The following is a 20,161-nucleotide window of genomic DNA, read 5'->3' as shown; positions in this document are numbered from 1 at the left end:
AACATCAAGCCGCCCCTTGTAGCCGGCCGCAGATAAAATCGACGCCAGAACGCGCGATCGCCTCCAGCGTTTCGCGCGTATCGCCTGCACGCGCTCGAACGGCAAGCGAATGCATGACAGCGGATGCCAGCTTTGCGAGAGTTGCAGCATCCGCTTCAGCCGGAAGCTCGCCCTGCTCAACCGCAAGCTCCATGCGTTCCTTTATCGCATCGTCGAATTCATTCAAGCTGCGGCGCAATACCTCCCGTACTCGATCATGCTGAATAGCCTCTGCCGTGGCCGTGCTGATCAGGAAGCAGCCACGCGCCGCGGTGTAGCCATGCAGGTATATTTTCAGAGCCTCGGCGTAGATGCGCGCGAGATTCTCCCGCAGCGTGAGGGTCGGGTTGAGCGCCTCAGACAATATATCGAGGCTGTCCTTGCGGTAGCCTTCCAGGGTGTCAAGATAGAGGTCCTCCTTGTCACCGAACGCGCCGTATAGGCTCGGCCGGTTCAGTTTCGTCGCGGCGCTCAAATTATCCAATGAGGCGGCCGAGAACCCCCTGTCCCAGAAGACCTCCCGCGCCTGCCCGATGACTGCTTTGGCGTCAAAAGCGCGTGGACGACCCTGCTTTTTCTCGCTCTTCATATTTTATACTACTTCGCACAAAAATCTTGACCGGATGAGTTTTATGCGAAATGGTACAAATATTCAAGGGATGCCGACGTCATACCTCGCGCCTGCATCGAAAAGGAGAAAAACCCATGAAACTCTACATGCACGCCGCCGCTTGCTCCCTGTCGCCGCACATCGTTTGTCGGGAAGTGGGGCTGGATGTTGAACTCGTCGAAGTTGATCGGAAGACTCATCGGACGAGTTTGGGCGAGGACTACCTTGCCATCAACGGTAATGGCTACGTGCCGGCATTGATGCTTGATGATGGGAGGGTGCTGACCGAAGGTCCTGCGATTGTGCAATTCCTCGCGGAATGTTCACCGGAGGGATCGCGCCTCCTGCCGGAGGCCGGAACCTATGCGAGAAGCCAGGTTCAATCCTATCTGAATTTCATCACCGCCGAACTTCACAAGCCAATGGCGATGCTCTTCAACGCCGCTTATGAAGGCGCTCATGCCGGCATTTATGAACTGGTATGCAAACGACTGGATTGGCTGAACAGCCGGCTCATCGGCCCCTATTTGACCGGTGACGACTTCACGGTCGCTGACGCCTATCTCTTCGTCTGCTTGAACTGGTCGCCGTGGATCAAGATCGACGTCGCGCGGAGGCCAGCGTTACAGGAGTTCATGGCCCGCGTCAGCGCAAGACCGAGCGTCCGGCACGCGCTCCAGGCCGAAGACCTTGAGGCTTTCGAGACTGATGGCGTTTTCTTCGCGCCACGATCCTACATCTCTTCGGCAGGTCGCGTAGGAACACCCGTGCGGCCATAAACAGCCGCACTCTTCCGCAGGTCCTTCTCCTTGTGAGAAGGGTTTATTCCTCGCTGGCGCTGCGGCCATGCGCCCAATTCATGTAAAGTTCCAGTGCTTTGCGGGCGACCGGTCCCTCCTGGAACTCGCGATCATCGAGACGATTGACGCTAACGACCTTGGAATAGTTGCCCGTCGTGAAGATCTCGTCGGCCGTCATGAACTGTTCGACGGATAGAGTTTCCTCTCGCACGTCGAAGCCCTCCTGGCGCAGCAGGCCGATGACGCGGGCGCGCGTGATGCCGGCAAGGAAGGTGCGGTTGGCGACCGGCGTATAGACGATGCCGTGCTTGACCATGAAGACATTGGAGGATGCCGTCTCGACGACATTGCCGTTCAAGTCGCGTACGAGCGCATTGTTAAAGCCGCGGCTTCTCGCCTCCAGGATCATGCGGCCGCTGTTCGGATAGAGCGAACCGGCCTTGGCGTCGGTCATCGCAGTTTCCGGCGACGGACGGCGGAAGGGCGAGACGGTGAGCGTGATGCCACCGTTGCCGCCGAGCGGCGCCTCGAACAGGCAGAGCGCGAAGCGTGTCGATTCAGCGTCAACGGCAACGACACTGCCCGGCGAGCCATGCTCGCCCCAATACATCGGCTTGATATAGATCGGCGTCTTGCCGTCGAATTTCCTGATGCCTTCCCAGGCGAGCGCCTCGATCTCCTGCGAGGTCTTGACCGGCTTCAGTCCCATGGCGACGGCCGAACGATTGATGCGCTGGCAATGGAGATCGAGGTCGGGCGCGATGCCATCGAACCAGCGTGCGCCGTCGAACACGGTCGAGCCGAGCCACATGGCATGCGAGGTCGGCCCGATCAGTGGCGGATTGCCGGAGAGCCATTCTCCTTCGACATAGGTCCAGGTGGTGGTGCGGGGCGACGTATCGACGGACATGGGTGTTTCCTCTCTTAACCGGCGACGACAAAATAACCGCGCAATCTTAGGGTCAAGCATAAACTACGCGGCAAATTCCATTTGCAACAAAGCGCGCGATACCGCATTCATAACGCAATTTTCATGCGTCGAAACAACAACTTGACGAATGAGTCCATCAGCGAAAGTGATGGGCCATAGGGATCGTCAGGAGAGAGGGAAATCTCCCATGAAAGCGATGTATTACGAGGCCTTCGAGGCACCCCCCGAAATCCGCACCCTTCCAGACCCGACACCAGGCGAAGATGGCGTCGTCATCGCTGTTGGCGCAACCGGGCTTTGCCGCAGCGACTGGCATGGCTGGATGGGACATGATCCGGATATCAGGCTGCCGCATGTGCCGGGTCATGAGCTGGCCGGCAAGGTGGTGGCGACCGGGCGCGGCGTTGTCCGCTTCAAGGTCGGCGATCGCGTCACCGTTCCTTTTGTCTCCGGCTGCGGCCACTGCGCCGAGTGCCACTCCGGCAACCAGCAGGTCTGCGCCAGCCAATTCCAGCCCGGCTTCACCCATTGGGGTTCCTTCGCCGAATATGTCGCAATCGACTATGCCGACACCAATCTCGTGCACCTGCCAGAATCTGTCGATGACGCGACGGCGGCAAGCCTCGGCTGCCGTTTCGCCACCTCCTTCCGCGCCGTTGCCGATCAGGCGAAGACGCGGCCCGGTGAATGGATTGCCGTGCACGGCTGCGGTGGCGTCGGGCTATCGGCGATCATGATTGCTAGCGCCCTTGGCGCCAATGCGATCGCGATCGACATTTCCGACGAGAAGCTCGCCTTTGCCCGCGAATGCGGCGCGGTGGCAACGATCAACGCAGCTGAGGTTGCCGATGTGGCGGAGGCGGTGCGCGAAATCACCAAAGGCGGCGCCCATGTCTCGATCGATGCGCTCGGCCATCCCACGACCTGTTTCAACTCCATCAAGAACCTGCGCCGGCGCGGCCGGCATGTGCAGGTCGGCCTCATGCTCGGTGACTATGCGACACCGCAGATCCCGATGGCGCAGGTCATCGGCCACGAGCTGGAAATCTACGGCAGCCACGGCATGCAGGCCTGGCGCTACGATGCCATGCTCGACATGCTCGCCGCCGGCAAGATCGCGCCACAGAAGCTCATCGGCCGCAGGATCAGCCTGGAGGAGGCTGTTCGGGCGCTGATGTCGCTTGATAAGGCTGAGGGCAAGGGCATCAGCGTTATTACACGGTTCTGATATATCCCGGTGCTATGCGCGTCGGGAGAGACGGCAAATCCAGGAAGAGGATACGCTTATGGCATGGTCTGCCGGCCAATATGTGAAATTCGAGGATGAACGCACGCGCCCGTCGCACGATCTGCTGGCGCAGGTGCCGCTGGCCCGGATCGAGCGTGCGATCGACCTTGGTTGCGGCCCGGGCAATTCGACCGAGCTGATCGTCGAGCGCTATGGTGTTGCCAGCGTCTCCGGCCTCGATAACGACGACAATATGCTGGAGGCCGCCCGCAAGCGCTTGCCCGGCACGCACTTTGAAAAGGCCGATCTCACCACGTGGCGGCCGAAAGAACCCGTCGACCTGCTTTTTGCCAACGCCGTGTTCCAGTGGTTGCCCAATCATCTCGACATCCTCGACCACCTGATGGACGGGCTGAAGCCTGGCGGCGTTCTTGCCGTGCAAATGCCCGACAATCTCACCGAACAGAGCCATCTGATGATGGAGGAAACGGCCAAGAATGGTCCTTGGAGCGAGGCTTTTGCGAAAAAGAGCGTACGCCGCAATCCCCTGCCCGCGCCCTCGGTCTATTACAACAGGCTGATCGGCAAATCAGCTCGCGTCGATATCTGGCACACCAACTATAATCACGTGCTGAAAAATGCGGCAGCCATTGTCGAATGGGTGAAGGGCACGGGCCTGCGCCCCTATCTCGACCATGCCGGCGAGGAGCATCGCGATGCCTTCACCGCCGAATATCTGAAGCATATCGAGCAGGCCTATCCGCCGCTTGTCGACGGCAAGGTGCTGTTGCGCTTTCCGCGGCTCTTCCTGGTCGCGGTGAAGAAATAGGATATTTATCAGGCGCGAAATGCCGACTGACGACGGTGCGTCGATCCCATCGACAACCGGCGTCGGCCCGCGCTAGAACATGACAAGCCAAAGCTGAAACAGCAACAGCTCCGAGGAGATAGTCGATGTCGTCCAGAAGCCCAGAATATGGCCGCCAGAAGGAGATGCGCGCATGACCACCCCCGACGTCGCACCGGCTCCGCCGCTGACATTCGTGATCTTCGGTGCTGCCGGCGACCTTACGCGGCGCCTGCTGATCCCGACGCTCATCAACATGACCCGCAGCGGGCTTATTGGCGAGGATCTGCATATTCTCGGCATCGGCATCGAGACAGGCGGCGTCGACATGCTGCTGGATCGTCTGGAATCATTTCTGAAGACCTCCGGCGATATGGACGATCCGGAGCGGCAGGCGGCATGGCAGAGCCTGCGCAAGCGCATCAGCTATATTTCCGGCGACTTCACCCAGAACGGCGTCTACAAGGAAATCGCGGATTATCTCTCGCATGCGGCCAGCGCCAACGCGGCCTTCTATTTCGCCGTGCCGCCGCGCTTCTTCGGCGACATTGCTGAAAAACTCTCCGAAAACGGGCTGATGAACGAGGCGACCGGTGCCTTCCGCCGCATCGCGATCGAAAAACCCTTCGGCCACGATCTTGCCTCGGCACAGGCTTTGAATGCGCGGCTGCTGAACCATGTGTCCGAAAGCCAGATCTATCGCATCGACCATTTCCTCGGCAAGGAAACGGTGCAGAACATCATGACGACGCGCTTTGCCAACATGATGATCGAGGCGCTGTGGAACAATAACTATATCGACCACGTGCAGATCACGGCGGCCGAACTCGTGGATGTCGGCACGCGCGGCAAATTCTATGATGCGACCGGCGCGCTTCGCGACATGATACCGAACCATCTCTTCCAGCTGCTGGCGATGGTGGCGATGGAACCGCCAAACAGCTTCGATGCCGAATCCATCCGCAATGAAAAGGGCAAGGTGCTGAAAGCCCTGCGCGTCTACTCGCGGGAGGAGGCAATCAAGAACGGCGTGCGCGGCGCCTATACGGCCGGCCCGATTGCTGGCAGGGATCTGCCCGCCTTTACCCAGACGCCCGATGTCGCACCCGACAGCAACACCGAAACCTTCGTGGCGCTGAAGCTCTTTGTCGATACCTGGCGCTGGGCCGGCGTGCCCTTCTACCTACGCACAGGCAAGGCGATGAAAGCCCGTGATACGGAAGTGGTCATTACCTTCCGGCCAGTACCCTTCGCCCAATTCCCGCGCCACGAATCCCGTCCCGAGCTGCCGCCGAACAGACTCATCATCCAGGTGCAGCCCGACGAAGGCCTCGACATGGAAATCTCGATCAAATCGCCGGGGCTGGTGCTGAAAACCGCGCCGGTTTCGCTCGACTTCCGCTATGCCGACAGTTTCGACATCGGCAAGCAGACCGGTTACGAGAGCTTGTTCTACGAACTCTTCGTCGGCGACCAGACACTCTTCCAGCGCGCCGACGGCATCGAAGCCGGCTGGGCCGCCGTGCAGCCCTTCCTCGACCTCTGGGCAGAAGGCGGCAAACCCGATCCTTACGCCCCCGGCAGCACAGGTCCTGCCTGCGCCGACGAACTCATCGAACGCGACGGCCGCAAATGGCATGAGATCGACGGGACGCCAAAGGGCAGGAAGGTTTAGAGTTGAAAGGGCCGGTGTCCATGGATACCGGCCTATACAGCCGCAACCTTATCAGTTCTTCGCCGTCGATTTTGAACAATCCACTGCGGCGATTGTGAAATTGTCCGAATTTTGAACCGTCTCTCTAAGGACGGAACAGCCAGTCGCCGCTTCCATTGCTTTCACGTTGCCAGCGTAGATGGTCGGATCAATAACAAGCAGCGATGCTCCAGTAGGGTGATTCAGGCCCGCTTGCCAGGAGTTCTTGCTCGAAAGCGGCCTCACTGAATATTCAACGCCATCGATTTTAACCACTTTTGAGCCTGGGAAATAGCTTGAAACGCCACCTTGGCAACCAGCCAATCCAATAAGTGCAAATACTGCAAAAAACCGCTTCATCTTATACTTTTACCCCGAGAAGAACTTTAATATCGACTATAATGTGCGCGCAAGAGTTGCAAGCCCGCTTCGGGGTGGCGACGTATATACATTTGAGCGAGCAATGCCCAGCGACTATATTGGCTGGCAAATCGTTATGCCGCATAGTCCATCGAATCTGCCTCCTCAAAAGCGACGGCCCTCGCCCAAGGGCGAAGGCCGAGAGATCGAAGGAATCGATGCGTAAACTGCGGAGCGCGCCTATGAAGTCAACGGATGAAACCGACGGCTATCGGCCAGTCGGCTCTCTCGTCATCAGGAGAACGCCTCTCCAGCCTCAAATGAACTGGTGCAGGCCCGGGACGGAATTGACGACTTGGTCGACCACCTCGTCGCCGGCGTGCTGGCGAGCGGTTGCAATCGTTTCCTTGGCGAGCGAGCTGATTTCGCCCATGCTGAGACCGCTGCTCATCAGCTGCTGGCCGAGTGCCATCAGGCCGCCGCCACCGCCAACTGCGCTAAGCAGGCCGCCGAGCAGGCCGCCGCCGCCCGTTTCCTCGCCGTTATATTGTGCAACGAGATCGGAGGCGCCGGGAATGGATTCGATCATCTTGGTGACGGGACCATCCGGAGCTTCGCGCTGCAGGAAACCGAGAATCATGCCGACGGCCTTTTCCGCAAGGTCGGGAGCGATGCCGGCTTTGGTCGCGATCTGATCAATAACTTCGTTCACTGTGGCCTCCTGCCTTTATAACGTTAACGTCAACGTAACTGAATGCGGCAACCGGCACAAGACGCCCCGGCGGCTATCATTCTACCAGAAGCGGAACCGCGATGCGAATGGTTGTCCCCCTTCACGCGAGTTCTTATAACAGTGTCAGGACAAATCGATGAATGGCTCCTGCAGCTTTCAGAAGCTGCTGGGCCGCCGCCCTAGTACCGGCTGATTTTGGATCGAATCGATCCAAAATCAGCCGGTACTAGGATCAAACAGGTAGAGCATGATGTCGTCTGAAAACCGGTGACACTTTTCGGCATCATGCTTTAGAGCATTTCCGCTTTTCTTCGAATCGCGAAAACGCTCTATCTTTTTGTTTTTACGCAATTCCGGACGCAAAACCGCTTCGCACTTTTGCTGGAAGTGCTTTAAGGGAGACGACGCCATGCCGCAGCAGGATGGACAGATTTTCGTCGGCGCGAGCCGCAATCCGGATGACAGCATCAACAAGGACGAATTCCTGACGCTGAGATTCGGCAACCGTCATGGCCTCGTTACAGGTGCCACCGGCACCGGCAAGACGGTGACGCTGCAGGTTCTGGCGGAAGGATTTTCCAAGGCCGGCGTGCCCGTCTTTTGTGCCGACATCAAGGGCGATCTTTCGGGTATCGCCGTCAAGGGCGAGCCAAAGGATTTCCTGCTGAAGCGCGCGGAGGAAATCGGTCTCTTGCCCTATGAGCTCGACCAGTTCCCGGTCATCTTCTGGGACCTCTATGGCGAAAAAGGCCATCGGGTGCGTACCACCATCGCCGAGATGGGGCCACTGCTGCTGGCACGCTTGATGGATGCATCCGAAGCGCAAGAAGGCGCGCTCAACATCGCCTTCAAGATCGCCGATGAGAACGGCCTGGCGCTGCTCGATCTCAAGGACCTGCAGGCGTTGCTGAACTATATGGGCGAAAACGCCAGCGAGCTCTCCACGAAATACGGCCTGATCTCGAAATCGTCGGTCGGCTCGATCCAGCGCGCCATGCTTGTCCTGGAACAGCAGGGCGCGGAAAACTTCTTCGGCGAGCCGGCGCTGAAAATCTCCGATATCATGCGGGTGAGCAATGACGGCTACGGGCAGGTTTCGGTGCTTGCGGCCGATAAGCTGATGATGAACCCGCGCCTCTATGCCACCTTCCTGTTGTGGCTGCTCTCAGAACTGTTCGAGGAACTGCCCGAAGTCGGTGATCCGGAAAAGCCGAAGCTGGTCTTCTTCTTCGATGAGGCGCACCTGCTTTTCAACGACGCGCCGAAGGTGTTGATCGAGCGCGTAGAGCAAGTGGTGCGACTGATCCGCTCCAAGGGCGTCGGCGTCTATTTCGTCACGCAGAACCCGCTCGACGTGCCGGAAACTGTGCTGGCGCAGCTCGGCAACCGCGTGCAGCATGCGCTTCGCGCCTATACGCCGCGGGAACAGAAGGCCGTGCAGACGGCGGCCTCGACCTTCCGACCCAACCCGGCCTTCGATTGCGCCACCGTCATCACCACGCTCGGCACCGGCGAGGCGCTGGTATCGATGCTCGAGGGCAAGGGTGCACCCTCCATCGTCGAACGCACGCTGATCCGCCCGCCATCCGGCCGCATCGGCCCTGTCACGGATGGCGAGCGCCAGGCCATCGTCAACGGCAGCCCGGTTGCAGGCGTCTATGACCAGACGATCGACCGCGAATCCGCCTATGAAATCCTGACGAAGCGGGCACGCAAGGCGGCCGCGCCGCAGAACGAGAGTGCCGGCGATGGCTGGACGCTGCCGGGCTTCGGCGGGGATAGCGGCAAACCCGCCGGTCGCCGTTCGGGCTATCAGCGCGAGACGATCCTGGAAGCGACGATGAAAAGCATGGCACGCACGGTGGCGACGCAGGTCGGGCGGGCGATTGTCCGAGGCATCCTCGGCAGTCTGAAGCGGTAGAAAATCACCCTCCCCTTGAGGGGGGAGGGTCGGAGCGAAGCTCCGGGGTGGGGTGATCCTTCTAAATTCAAGAATGTCACCCCCACCCGCCGCTTTGCGGCGACCTCCCCCCTCAAGGGAGAGGTGTTACTTTAGCGCACGGGCGCAACCAGTGAGAAGAACGCGCCTTGCGGATCGGTTGCCTGGACGATCCAGCTGCCGCCGGGCACCTCCATCGGGCCGTTGACGATGCTGCCGCCGCCTTCCGTGATGCGGGTGACGGCGGCGTCGATAGCGGGGACATTGATGTAGAAATTCCAGGCAGCCATCGGCATTTCCGCCGGCTTGGTCATGATACCGCCAAAGTCTCGATCGCCGATCTTGAAGATCTTGTATTTGCCCATCGGCCCCATGTCGAAATCGGAGCTCAGCTCCCAGCCGAACATTTCGCTGTAGAAATCGAAGGCCTTTGGGCCGTCGTTGGAATAGAGTTCGTGCCAGCCGAAATAGCCCGGTGTCGCAGGCGCAGGCGGCTCCCAATCCTGGCCCGGCAGCGGGGTGAACAGGCAGAAAGCAGCGCCATAGGGATCGGAGACGACGGAGAACCGGCCGACGCCTGGAATATCCGTGGGCTCGCGATAGGTCTTGCCGCCCTTGGCGACAACGGTCTTGGTAGCTTCATCGACATTGGGAACGCCGATATAGCCGGTCCAGCAGGGCGGCGTGCCCATCGACTTCGCCTCGTCAGGCAAGATCATCAAACCGGCAACAGGGCCGGCGCCAGCGCTGAACAGCGTATAGTCCATGCCGACATCAGGCATGCCGGCATCCGCCGCATCCCAGCCGACGACCTTGGTATAGAAGGCTTCCGCCGCCTTCATGTCCGTCGTCATCAGCTCGTACCAGACAAAATATCCCTTCTCTGCCATGATCTCTCTCCCTATTGTGATTGTGACGGTCATCCGTCTCATCCTGAGCCTGATGTCGGCGCAAGCACATCATGGCCGCTGAACGTGACGGTCGAACGATGGTCAGTCGGTTGAACCGTCGTTCCCCGGCGAGCAGGCTCCATGTCTTAACTAGGCACAAGGCGTAATAATTCGACCCCTCGCGCCGCATGGCGTAAATTTGGCAGTCTCGTCATGCTTCAATGGCAGCAGGAGCCCGCTTTCGCCGCCTCCTGATATTCGTCGTGGCGGCGCACGAAATCCATGGTGTGGCCTTCATTCCGGCCCTTCGGCGCATTGTCGAGGATCATCAGCGTACCGATCATTTCCTCGCCGCCGCGGGCATAGCTGGAATAGGTGTGGAAGATATTGCCGGCTTCATCCTTGTAGAAGGCGCTAAGACCAGGCAACTCGTCGTTGCCGTCGGCGGCGTTCATATCGTTGAAATTATAGAACACCTTTTCACCGGCGAGCTGCTCTTTGGTGAAAGAGACGTGATAGTCGAAATTGAAATCGTTGGAGAAGGACGACACCCAGGGAAATTTCCAGCCCATGCGCGTCTTATAGGCTTCCACCTTCTCCAGCGGCGCGCGGGACACCGCAACCAGCGTGACATCGTGGTTGTTGAGATGCGGCAAGGTGCCATCGAAATGATCGGCAAGGAAAGAGCAGCCGGTGCATCCGGCATCCCAGTCCGGGCCGAGCATGAAGTGATAGATGATGAGCTGACTGCGGCCGTCGAAGAGATCGGCGAGCGTCTTCTTGCCGTCCGGCGTGTCGAAAATATAGTCCTTATCGACCTTTACCCAGGGCAAGGCTAGGCGTTCCGCATTGACGCGGTCGCGAAGACGCGTGGCTTCCTTTTCCTTGGCGAGCAGTTGACGGCGGGCATCGAGCCACACTTCTCTGGAAACGACCTGGTTCATTGTCCGCGCCCTCCTCCGGCGTTTTCATTTCCAAATCTTGACAAATATATTGATATCAATATTAATGAATCATGTCAAACGCAGTCGAAATCCCCTTTGAAACCACACTGTTAGTGCGCGACACCTGCCTATGCCTGCATGTTCAGCGAGCAGCGCGCGCTCTTGCCCGTCGCTTTGACGAGGCGCTGCGGCCGTTCGGCCTTACCAACGGCCAGTTCTCCTTGATGATGTCCCTGAACCGGCCCGCGCCCGCGCCCATGGGATCGGTCACGGCACTCCTGGCAATAGACCAGACGACGCTGACGGCGGCCTTGAAGCCGCTGGAACGGCGGGGATGGGTAAGCATAGTGCCCAATCCAAAAGATCGCCGCGCCCGCCTACTCAGCCTCACACCATCGGGAAAGGCGGCGCTAGCCGCCGCCGTGCCGATCTGGAAGACGACGCACGCCGCCCTCGAAGAGCGGCTGCCCGACGGCAATGGCGACCGCCTGCGCAGCGATCTCGCTATTCTGCTTTGAACTGCGCCTCAGACAATCGCGGATCACCCTCGAAATCCTGCCTTTCGAAGCCGATACGCCGCCGGGGGAATTCGCAGAGCGCCTGCACGCCGACACGCGACAGCCGGATGCGCCAGGTCTGGCGTTCGACGGGTTCGCGGGCGGAGAAGGCTTTGGCCGTGAGCAGCGCTATATTCATGCCTCCGCGAGGATCACGGACAGAACGATAGAGGATTGTCTCGATGCCGCCGGCTCGGGCCGCTTCCGCAAGCGACTGGCAAGCCTCGTAGTTGATCGGATCTGTCCAGAGTTTCAGATCGCGATCCAAGGGAGGCACTGTCAGATCGATCGCCGTGTTCGTCGCGATCGCTGCAGCAAAGGCGGTATATTCCGCGGCATTGGCGGGCAACGACGTATCGGGGGAATCACGAAAGAAGAGCAGCCGATAGAAGCTCATCTCCGCCAGGGCCGTCTCCACCTGCTCCGAGGCGTAGAAAACGCCGAGCGTACGGCCGGCGCGTCGGAAACGGGAACCGTGGGGATAAATGGCGCCATAACGGAAGGGGGTGGCAAGCAGATAGTCGAGCCCGGCGCATTCAGGCGGCAGAACCGGCTTGCTTTCTTCCAGGATGCTCTCGAGAAGGGCCTGCTCCTCCAACGTATCGACAAGCTTCAGCGTCGAGACCTGATGCTGCGATTCCACCAGCCGCCAATATTGGCCGGAAATGGCCCTCGCCTCAGACGAGAGCGCGGCGGGCGTCCAGATAGGCAAGGACATCGGTCAAACCAGAAATCGAGATGATCTTGTCGATCGGCGCTGCGCCAAAGGCGATATTGCTGTTACGCAGCCATTGCCGCGCCACAGCCTCGTCACCGCCAACGATAGCGTCGAGCGAACGGAAGAGACGAACAAGAAGCACGGCAAGTTCGAAAGGCTTGCTATCACGCTCCAACAGATGATCCTGCCGCTTCATGCGCGATACCGTCGCCTCAGATACGCCGATGATGGCCGCCAGGATACGGGCGTTCAATCCCAGCCTTTCGGCAGCGTTGACGACGGCCTTAGTTATGACGAGTGCTTCGCCGGGCATCGTCCGGCCTATTGCCTGTGCCTTTATCATGGCTATTTCCTTTCCTAAGAAAAGATATAGCATTTTTCTTGCAAAAGAAAAGAAGCGGCAGATCAAACTGCCGCTCCTTTTCAATATTTCCGCATTTTTGACCTTTAATCGGCCGACGGCGCGTTGCCTTCAAACAACAGAAACCGGCACTTCAGTCGAAGTGCGCATGGCGTGGCTGTAGGGGCATACGATGTGGGCGGCAGCGGCGAGCTTTTCAGCTTCGGCCTTGTCCATACCGGGAATGTGGACAGCCAGCGAAACTTCGATGCCGAAGCCGGTACCATCTTCGCGCGGACCGATGCCGACAGTCGCCGTGACCTTGGCGTCTTCCGGAATCTTGACCTTCTGCTGGCCCGCGACAAATTTTAGGGCACCCAAGAAGCAAGCGGAATAACCTGCCGCAAAGAGCTGCTCAGGATTGGTGCCGGCCGCGCCATCGCCGCCGAGTTCTTTCGGCACGGTGAGCGTGACATCAAGGACGCCATTTTCGGAAACTGCATGGCCGGCGCGGCCACCGGTGGCGGAAGCTTTGGTGGTATAGAGAATAGGCATGTCATGTCTCCTTCGGTTGGATGAATTTTATATACATCACGATTTAATCGCGCGCAACATATATTTCGCAATTTCATTTGGGAAAAATGGTAACGCCAGGCGTTAGAGCGAAATAACCAATCCGCACGACCAGCGCCGGCAGCCTGAGGTCAAGTTGGCAGCGGTTTGAGATCGGCTTCGGGGCGCCGGGTACTTCCTGTCGGGACCGCAAACAAAAAGGGCGCCAGCGGCGCCCCTTTTTCAATAATGTGGATCAGGCCGTGACTAGGATCGGCGCTCGTTCGGGAACGCGATCATAGAGATCGATGACATCCTGGTTGAGCAGACGGACGCAGCCGGAGGAAACGGCCTTGCCGATGGAGCGCCAATCCGGATTGCCGTGCAGGCGGTAAAGCGAATCCTGCTTGTCTTCGAAAATATAGAGAGCGCGCGCTCCCAGCGGGTTCTTCAGGCCCGGGTCCATGCCGCCATTGGCGATGGAATATTTCACGAGTTCGGGCTGGCGGGCGACCATTTCGTCCGGCGGATTCCAGCGCGGCCATTTCTTGCGCCACTGGATGACTCCCCGGCCCTGCCAGGCAAAGCCTTCACGGCCGACGCCGATGCCGTAGCGCATCGCGGTGCCGCCTTGCTCGGTGACATAGAGCATGCGCTGCGTGGTGTTGACGATCACGCTGCCGGGAGCTTCACCCGTGGGGTCGATTACCCGCTGACGATAGAAGCGCGGATCGATCTGCTGATAGGGAACCGCCGGAATGATGAAGCCGCCATCCTCGACGGAGGCATAGATTACGGCCGGATCGGGCTGCTCGCCATCATAGCTGGAGAACCAGCTGCGGAACGGCCTGGGCGAGCCGGTATATTGAACCGGGCTGACGACGGGGCCGCTGTTGATGGTGGAGGCACAGCTGGCAAGCGTCGAAACAGCGCCGAGACCAGCAAGAGCGAGGAAATTACGTCGGGATAGGGATGAAGGAAGGCTCATGTCGACAGCATAGTTCCTTTGGTGGAGGAAGCGAAACCCGCGACAACGGGCTGATTCGGTTCCCCGAGAGGTTCGCAGAGACAGAAGCAAAACTAAAGAGCGCTAATCATCGCGACTATCGCACTTATGCAACATCACGAAAATTTGTGGTAAATTACCGCTACAGAACGACAATTTCCGCCTTTTCAGGCACCCGACTGTAGAGATCCATCACATCCTGATTGAGCATGCGGACACATCCAGAGGATGCTGCCTTGCCGATCGACTGCCAATCCGGCGTACCGTGAACCCGATAAAGCGTATCGCGGCCGTTCTGATAGATATAGAGCGCACGCGCGCCAAGCGGGTTGGTCGGCCCCGGATTCATGCCGCCGCGCTCGGCCGATAGCGGCCTGATCTGCGGGTCGCGTGCAACCATCTCGGCGGGCGGAGTCCAGCGCGGCCACTTTTGCTTCCATTGGATTACGCCCCTGCCATGCCAGGCATAACCGGCGGCACCTAGCCCGACGCCATAGCGCATTGCCTTGCCGCCCGATTCGACGAAATACAGGAAATGGTCGCGCGTATCGACAACGATGGTGCCGGGCCGCTCCTTGGTCTGGTAATCCACTTCCTGCCGCAGGAAGCGCGGATCGATGCGCTTGTAGGGAATGGCCGGCAGTGTGAAATCATCCTCGCTACGCTGGGCATACATCGCCTGATGCACTGGATTAAAGGTCGGCAGACCATAGGTCTGATGGAATTGCGTCTGGAAAAGATCGCGCGCCTGCGGCACCGGCTGCACCGGCAGCCGCTTCACCCTATTCGGCTCGATACCCTCGGGACGATAGAAGACCGGCGTGGTTTCCTGCACGAAACGATCCGGGTCGGTGGCACCCGTATCGGGAATGATGCTGCACGCGGACAATGCTGTCAGAGAAGCAAGAGCGAGCAGGCGGCGGGAAACGGGCAGCAGGTCGGCCATTATCGGAACCAGTTGGGACACATCGGATCGGCCGCATAATGACTGCCGCGGCTGGAGCGAGGCTGGCGTCGATCACCAAACAGCGCGAGCGAAGATATTGCATGGATCGGCCAAACTTCTGTTTTCCCGTGCGGCATCATGGGCTAGACCATTGTCGGACGGAGGATCGCATGAATATCGACAGTCTCGACTCGAGCATCTTCGGCCAGACCGACCACAACACGTGGCTGAAGCTGGTGGAGCGGGCGCTGAAAGGCAAGGATTTCCAGGAAGCGCTGGTTTCGCGAACCGACGATGGCATCGCCATCCAACCGCTTTATGAGAGATGTCGCGATTATGCGCCGCTCTCTCGCCGGCGGGCAGACCTTCCCTGGACGGTGACGCAGCGCATGGACGATCCGGATATCGAGCGGGCAACGGCACAGCTCGGCGACGATCTTGCCAACGGCGCCAACGGCATCTGCCTCACCTCCAAAACCTCCGCCTCCGCCTTCGGCACCGGCATCGACGGGCAAGGCCCCGGCCTACCCCTCGCGTTGGTGGCGATATCGCACCAAACCGCCGTCCTGCGTTTCGACGGCTTCGCAGCTGACACCGTCGACGCTCTGGTTTCTTCGCTTGCAGATCCGGCGGCCAAGACATTGCATCTCGGTTTCGATGTCTTTTCTTATGACGGCAGGCAGGCCGACTTAACAAATGATATCAAGCGCTTCGCCGAGCACAGCCTCACGGGCACGATCGTCAACGCCGATGGCCGCGCCGTCCACAATGCCGGCGGAACCGAGGCTCAGGAGCTTGCGGTGATGGCCGCCAGCCTTGTCGGCCATTTGCGACGGCTTGAAGAGTCCGGCCTTTCGCCGGAAGCATCGCTTGCAGCAACCAGTGTCTGCCTTTCGGCCGATCAGAACCAGCTCACGACGATCGCGAAGATGCGGGCGGCGCGGCTGATCTTTACCCGGATCGCCGAGGCCTGCGGCGTCACCAACCCGCAGCCGGCGCATCTCTTTGCAGAGACGAGCTATCGCATGCTGACCCGGCTCGATCCGGAGACGAATATTCTGCGCAATACGATCGCGGTCTTTTCAGCCGGCGTCGGCGGCGCCGACGAGATCTGCGTTCTGCCGCATAGCCTGACACACGGCATTCCCGATCCGCTGGCACGGCGCCTGGCACGCAACACGCAGACGATTTTAATCGCCGAAAGCCATCTCGATCATGTCCTCGACCCTGCCGCTGGAGCCGGTGGCATTGAGGCGCAGACCGATGCACTGGCCGAGCGAGCCTGGGATATTTTCACCCATATCGAAAGTAACGGCGGATTGGCGAAGGTCATTTCCAGCGGTGGGCTGGCGGCGATGGTGGCGGAGGCGCGCGAGAGCCGCATCGCCAAGCCAATCGTGGGGACGACGCTGTTTGCGATGAAGACGGAAAGGCCGGTGGCGGTTTTGGGACCTTTGGGTGCGATTGCCGGCGGGATGGGGTTGATGCCGGTGCGGTTGGATGAGGTGGTGTCATAATGGCAATTGCTGAATTCGCTGGGAGTGCGCACCCCCCTCTGTCACTTCGTGACATCTCCCCCACAACGGGGGAGATCGTTTCGCGCAAGAATTTAACCGCAGCGGGAATGGCAATCTTTGCTGCCGCAGATGCGATATTCGCTTGGGGCAGAAAGGTTCCGCGAGTTTCCAATCTCCCCCCTTGTGGGGGAGATGTCGCGAAAGCGACAGAGGGGGGTAACGCAGCCTCCACCGTCACGGAGGCATCCGCTGCATGACCAAGATTCCCGACTTCACCACCATCCCCTGGGTCAAGCCGCAAGCAACGGCGCCAACAATCGACGCCTCCACCTGGGAGACCCCCGAAGGCATCGCCGTCAAGCGCACCTATAATGAAAGCGACCTCGCCGGCCTCAACTTTCTGGACACCTATCCCGGCGCTGCACCATTTGTGCGCGGCCCCTACCCGACAATGTATGTCCAGCAGCCCTGGACCATCCGCCAATATGCCGGCTTCTCCACTGCGGAAGAATCCAACGCCTTCTATCGCCGCAATCTTGCCGCCGGCCAGAAAGGGCTCTCCGTCGCATTCGATCTTGCCACCCATCGCGGCTATGACAGCGATCATCCGCGTGTCGCGGGCGATGTCGGCATGGCGGGTGTGGCGATCGATTCCATCCTCGATATGCGCCAGCTCTTCGACGGCATTCCGCTTGATGAGATGAGCGTCTCGATGACCATGAATGGCGCGGTGCTGCCGATCATGGCGCTTTATATCGTCGCGGCGGAGGAACAGGGCGTTTCCGAGGACAAGCTGTCGGGCACGATCCAGAACGACATCCTCAAGGAGTTCATGGTTCGCAATACCTATATCTATCCGCCGCAGCCCTCGATGCGCATCGTTTCGGACATCTTCAGCTACACCAGCCAGCGCATGCCGAAATTCAATTCCATCTCGATCTCCGGTTACCATATGCAGGAAGCCGGAGCGACGGCAGATCTGGAGCTCGCCTATACGATCGCCGACGGCATCGAATATGCGCGCGCCGGCGTTGCCGCCGGCCTCGATATCGACAGTTTCGCCCCCCGCCTTTCCTTCTTCTGGGCCGTCGGCATGAACTTCTTCATGGAAGTCGCCAAGATGCGCGCGGCACGGCTGATCTGGGCCGCGCTGATGCAGAGGAATTTCGCGCCGAAGGACCAGAAATCCTTGGCGCTCAGGACCCACAGCCAGACCTCGGGCTGGTCGCTGACGGCTCAGGACCCCATGAACAACATCATCCGTACGATGGTCGAGGCCATGGCGGCAACGCAGGGACATACCCAGTCGCTCCATACCAACTCCTTCGACGAAGCGCTGGCATTGCCGACCGATCATTCCGCTCGCATCGCCCGCAACACGCAGATCCTGCTGCAGAAGGAATCGAGGACAACAGGCATCATCGACCCCTGGGGCGGCTCGGCCTATGTCGAACGGCTCACCCATGATCTCGCCGTACGCGCCCTTGCCCATATCGAGGAAGTCGAGGCACTTGGCGGCATGGCAAAGGCGATCGAGAAGGGCATCCCGAAGCTTCGCATCGAAGAGGCCGCCGCACGCACGCAGGCGCGCATCGACAGCGGCCATCAAACGGTCGTCGGTGTCAATTTTTCCAAGCCGGAGCAGGATATCGAAGTCGACGTATTGAAGGTCGACAATTCCGAAGTACGGGCACGCCAGCTTTCCAAGCTGCAACAGCTGAAGGGCACACGCGAGACGGCCGCCGTCGAGACTGCTCTCGACGCATTGACGGATGCCGCGCGCAACGGTACCGGCAACCTGCTCGACTTCGCAGTAAGGGCGGCAAGGGCAAGAGCCACGGTCGGCGAAATTTCGCTGGCGTTGGAAAAGGCCTATGGCCGGCATGTTGCAGAGATCAGGACCATCTCGGGCGTCTATCGTCAGGAAGTAGGCGATACCGATCCCGCCTTCAACAAGGCCGTTGCCAAGGTCGAAGCCTTCCGCAAGGCACGCGGCGAAAAACCCCGCATCCTCATCGCCAAGATGGGCCAGGACGGCCATGACCGCGGACAAAAGGTGATTGCGACGGCCTTTGCCGATCTCGGTTTCGATGTGGTCGTCGGCGCCATGTTCCAGACGCCTGAGGAGGTCGCCGATGTCGCCGTTCGCGAAGGCGTCGATATCGTTGGCGCGTCGTCTTTGGCCGCAGGCCATCTGACGCTGGTGCCGGAATTGAAGGAAGCGCTCACTCGGCGCCATGCCCGCAATATTCTGATCGCGGTCGGCGGCGTCATTCCACCGCAGGATTTCGCAGCGTTAGAGGCAGCCGGCGCCGACGCGATCTTCCCGCCCGGAACCGTGATTGCGGAAGCGGCGACTGCGCTGATCGAGAAGCTGATGGCGTAAGTTCGACTCCCAGAGCGGTTCGGCTTATCTCCCGCGCTGCTTTTTTAGGGAGCTGCTTTAGACGGCCACGCTCTTGAAGAACTCGATACTCTGAGCGATTTCGCCCGGCAAAGCCGAATTGTGGCTACCCGTTACCGTCGCCATTTCGATCTTCACGCCGGCGGCCGCTGCCCGTTTCGAAAGCAATGCCAGGCGCGAATCGAAATGCCCCTCTTCCGTGCCGTGAAACAGCTTTATCGGGCTCTTGAAGCTATGCGCATAGCAGAGCGGCGAACGCATCTGGTATTCGCGCGGGTTCCTGGTGTTGAACCGAATATCCTGCGGGTAGCGGCCGAAGAAGGCATAGGCATCCGGATTGCCTGATATGGGGGCGACCGCCCGGAAGCGATGGGTCGACATGGCTGCCAGCATGGCGAGCGTGCCGCCGATGCTGTGTCCGGCCAGGAACATACGGTGCGGATCGACTCCAGGCAGATGCCGCAGCCGGTTGGAAGCGGCCAGCACATCGGCAACTTCGTCGTAAAAACCCGAAAAATTGCCCTTCTGGCCGTTTTCTCCACGCATGGAGGGGATCATGACGACGTAGCCGGCCTCGACATAGGGCTTCATCAGCTGCCAATGCCCCTGGCCGATGGCATTGCCGCCATGCAGGAACAACACGGCCGGCTTCGGCTTCTCCGAACGCGTATAGCGGGAAACCCAGGCAACGAGTTCCAGCTCCTCGCCAACGCCGCTGCGATAGAAAAGCCGCTCGGCGGTCGATGGCGTCACCAAGGGTTCATAGATATCGGGAGCAGGTCCCTTGCTCACAAGGTCGGTTCGAAACAGGCGGCGTTCCTTGGCATAGTCGCCCGAAAGGAGCGGCGGAGCATCCTCGGCCTTTTCATCGCTCCGAGCGATCGCCTTTGTCTCGGCGGGCTTGCTGCCTGTGGTGCTATCATCGGCAGCCCGAACGATGGATGGCGCAAAAAGCGTGACGGCGATGCCGGCAAGAACGCCGCGGCGATTGGGACGAAATACGTTGTCGTCAGACATGGTCATGAGCTCTGTCCAAATATCCCGGCGCAGCGCAAATCTGCACGGGTTGAAAGGCAGGGCCAACTCACTTTGTGGTGAGGAATCGCC

At 59.7% G+C, this 20,161-nt stretch carries 20 protein-coding genes; 8 read left to right on the top strand and 12 right to left on the bottom strand.

Annotated features, from left to right (window positions below; all coding sequences use genetic code 11):
• Positions 1–4: 4 nt before the first annotated feature.
• Positions 5–628 carry a TetR/AcrR family transcriptional regulator gene (locus ACYJRZ_RS10025; RefSeq protein ID WP_459458465.1) on the bottom strand — a complete coding sequence of 208 codons (624 nt, stop codon included), beginning with the start codon at positions 626–628 and terminating at the stop codon, positions 5–7.
• A gap of 116 nt (positions 629–744) precedes the next feature.
• Here ACYJRZ_RS10025 and ACYJRZ_RS10020 point away from each other — a divergent pair, with 116 nt between their 5' ends.
• Complete coding sequence (locus ACYJRZ_RS10020) at positions 745–1,428, top strand: glutathione S-transferase N-terminal domain-containing protein (RefSeq protein WP_459458463.1); 684 nt, start codon at positions 745–747, stop codon at positions 1,426–1,428.
• A gap of 43 nt (positions 1,429–1,471) precedes the next feature.
• Here the strand turns inward: ACYJRZ_RS10020 and ACYJRZ_RS10015 are convergent, their stop codons facing one another.
• Entirely contained in the window at positions 1,472–2,359 is an 888-nt protein-coding gene (locus ACYJRZ_RS10015) for a branched-chain amino acid aminotransferase (protein WP_459458461.1), read from the bottom strand.
• A gap of 208 nt (positions 2,360–2,567) precedes the next feature.
• Here ACYJRZ_RS10015 and ACYJRZ_RS10010 point away from each other — a divergent pair, with 208 nt between their 5' ends.
• The 3 genes from ACYJRZ_RS10010 to zwf all read left to right on the top strand — a co-directional run bounded on the left by ACYJRZ_RS10010 (position 2,568) and on the right by zwf (position 6,130).
• Positions 2,568–3,608, top strand: coding sequence for a zinc-dependent alcohol dehydrogenase family protein (locus tag ACYJRZ_RS10010; RefSeq protein WP_459458459.1), 1,041 nt, complete (start codon positions 2,568–2,570; stop codon positions 3,606–3,608).
• A 58-nt stretch (positions 3,609–3,666) separates the two neighbouring features.
• Entirely contained in the window at positions 3,667–4,437 is a 771-nt protein-coding gene (gene tam / locus ACYJRZ_RS10005; protein WP_459458457.1) for a trans-aconitate 2-methyltransferase, read from the top strand.
• A gap of 172 nt (positions 4,438–4,609) precedes the next feature.
• The gene (gene zwf / locus ACYJRZ_RS10000; RefSeq protein ID WP_459458455.1) at positions 4,610–6,130 is read left to right on the top strand and encodes a glucose-6-phosphate dehydrogenase; all 1,521 of its coding nucleotides are present in this window, start codon (positions 4,610–4,612) and stop codon (positions 6,128–6,130) included.
• Between the two features lie 51 nt (positions 6,131–6,181).
• Here zwf and ACYJRZ_RS09995 read toward each other — a convergent pair whose 3' ends face one another.
• Positions 6,182–6,508: a hypothetical protein gene (locus ACYJRZ_RS09995; protein WP_459458453.1), complete on the bottom strand. Its 327-nt coding sequence runs from the start codon at positions 6,506–6,508 to the stop codon at positions 6,182–6,184.
• Between the two features lie 316 nt (positions 6,509–6,824).
• Positions 6,825–7,220, bottom strand: a complete 396-nt coding sequence (locus tag ACYJRZ_RS09990) for a hypothetical protein (RefSeq protein ID WP_112398226.1) — start codon at positions 7,218–7,220, stop codon at positions 6,825–6,827.
• Positions 7,221–7,650: 430 nt separating this feature from the next.
• Between ACYJRZ_RS09990 and ACYJRZ_RS09985 the strand changes: the two genes are divergently transcribed.
• Positions 7,651–9,162, top strand: a complete 1,512-nt coding sequence (locus ACYJRZ_RS09985; RefSeq protein ID WP_459458451.1) for a helicase HerA-like C-terminal domain-containing protein — start codon at positions 7,651–7,653, stop codon at positions 9,160–9,162.
• Positions 9,163–9,293: 131 nt separating this feature from the next.
• Here the strand turns inward: ACYJRZ_RS09985 and ACYJRZ_RS09980 are convergent, their stop codons facing one another.
• Complete coding sequence (locus ACYJRZ_RS09980; RefSeq protein WP_459458449.1) at positions 9,294–10,070, bottom strand: VOC family protein; 777 nt, start codon at positions 10,068–10,070, stop codon at positions 9,294–9,296.
• A gap of 218 nt (positions 10,071–10,288) precedes the next feature.
• Complete coding sequence (locus ACYJRZ_RS09975; protein ID WP_459458447.1) at positions 10,289–11,014, bottom strand: DUF899 domain-containing protein; 726 nt, start codon at positions 11,012–11,014, stop codon at positions 10,289–10,291.
• Positions 11,015–11,085: 71 nt separating this feature from the next.
• On the opposite strand from ACYJRZ_RS09975, the gene ACYJRZ_RS09970 reads away from it, so the two are divergent.
• On the top strand, positions 11,086–11,532 hold the full coding sequence (locus ACYJRZ_RS09970; protein WP_069613861.1) for a MarR family winged helix-turn-helix transcriptional regulator: 447 nt from the start codon (positions 11,086–11,088) through the stop codon (positions 11,530–11,532).
• Here the strand turns inward: ACYJRZ_RS09970 and ACYJRZ_RS09965 are convergent.
• The 5 genes from ACYJRZ_RS09965 to ACYJRZ_RS09945 form a co-directional block, all read right to left on the bottom strand.
• Positions 11,519–12,289 carry an RES family NAD+ phosphorylase gene (locus tag ACYJRZ_RS09965; protein ID WP_459458444.1) on the bottom strand — a complete coding sequence of 257 codons (771 nt, stop codon included), beginning with the start codon at positions 12,287–12,289 and terminating at the stop codon, positions 11,519–11,521. The two genes, ACYJRZ_RS09970 and ACYJRZ_RS09965, sit on opposite strands and share 14 nt — an antisense overlap.
• The gene (locus tag ACYJRZ_RS09960) at positions 12,249–12,632 is read right to left on the bottom strand and encodes an antitoxin Xre/MbcA/ParS toxin-binding domain-containing protein (RefSeq protein WP_459458442.1); all 384 of its coding nucleotides are present in this window, start codon (positions 12,630–12,632) and stop codon (positions 12,249–12,251) included. The genes ACYJRZ_RS09965 and ACYJRZ_RS09960 overlap by 41 nt, the downstream gene beginning before the upstream one ends.
• A gap of 129 nt (positions 12,633–12,761) precedes the next feature.
• Entirely contained in the window at positions 12,762–13,184 is a 423-nt protein-coding gene (locus ACYJRZ_RS09955) for an organic hydroperoxide resistance protein (RefSeq protein ID WP_459458440.1), read from the bottom strand.
• 253 nt (positions 13,185–13,437) lie between these two features.
• Entirely contained in the window at positions 13,438–14,169 is a 732-nt protein-coding gene (locus tag ACYJRZ_RS09950; protein WP_459458438.1) for a L,D-transpeptidase family protein, read from the bottom strand.
• Positions 14,170–14,329: 160 nt separating this feature from the next.
• The gene (locus ACYJRZ_RS09945) at positions 14,330–15,133 is read right to left on the bottom strand and encodes a L,D-transpeptidase (protein ID WP_459458436.1); all 804 of its coding nucleotides are present in this window, start codon (positions 15,131–15,133) and stop codon (positions 14,330–14,332) included.
• 170 nt (positions 15,134–15,303) lie between these two features.
• Here ACYJRZ_RS09945 and ACYJRZ_RS09940 point away from each other — a divergent pair, with 170 nt between their 5' ends.
• Both ACYJRZ_RS09940 and scpA read left to right on the top strand, forming a co-directional pair.
• Positions 15,304–16,650 carry a methylmalonyl-CoA mutase family protein gene (locus tag ACYJRZ_RS09940; protein ID WP_459458434.1) on the top strand — a complete coding sequence of 449 codons (1,347 nt, stop codon included), beginning with the start codon at positions 15,304–15,306 and terminating at the stop codon, positions 16,648–16,650.
• A 253-nt stretch (positions 16,651–16,903) separates the two neighbouring features.
• The gene (gene scpA / locus ACYJRZ_RS09935; RefSeq protein ID WP_459458432.1) at positions 16,904–19,036 is read left to right on the top strand and encodes a methylmalonyl-CoA mutase; all 2,133 of its coding nucleotides are present in this window, start codon (positions 16,904–16,906) and stop codon (positions 19,034–19,036) included.
• A 57-nt stretch (positions 19,037–19,093) separates the two neighbouring features.
• Here the strand turns inward: scpA and ACYJRZ_RS09930 are convergent, their stop codons facing one another.
• Positions 19,094–20,077 (bottom strand): alpha/beta hydrolase family protein, encoded by a 984-nt coding sequence (locus ACYJRZ_RS09930; RefSeq protein ID WP_459458430.1) that lies wholly within the window; start codon positions 20,075–20,077, stop codon positions 19,094–19,096.
• Between the last annotated feature and the right edge of the window lie 84 nt (positions 20,078–20,161).

This window comes from Rhizobium sp. No.120 (genome assembly GCF_054558365.1).
Note: the sequence above shows the minus strand (reverse complement) of the source record. Positions and strands in the feature narration are given on the sequence as shown.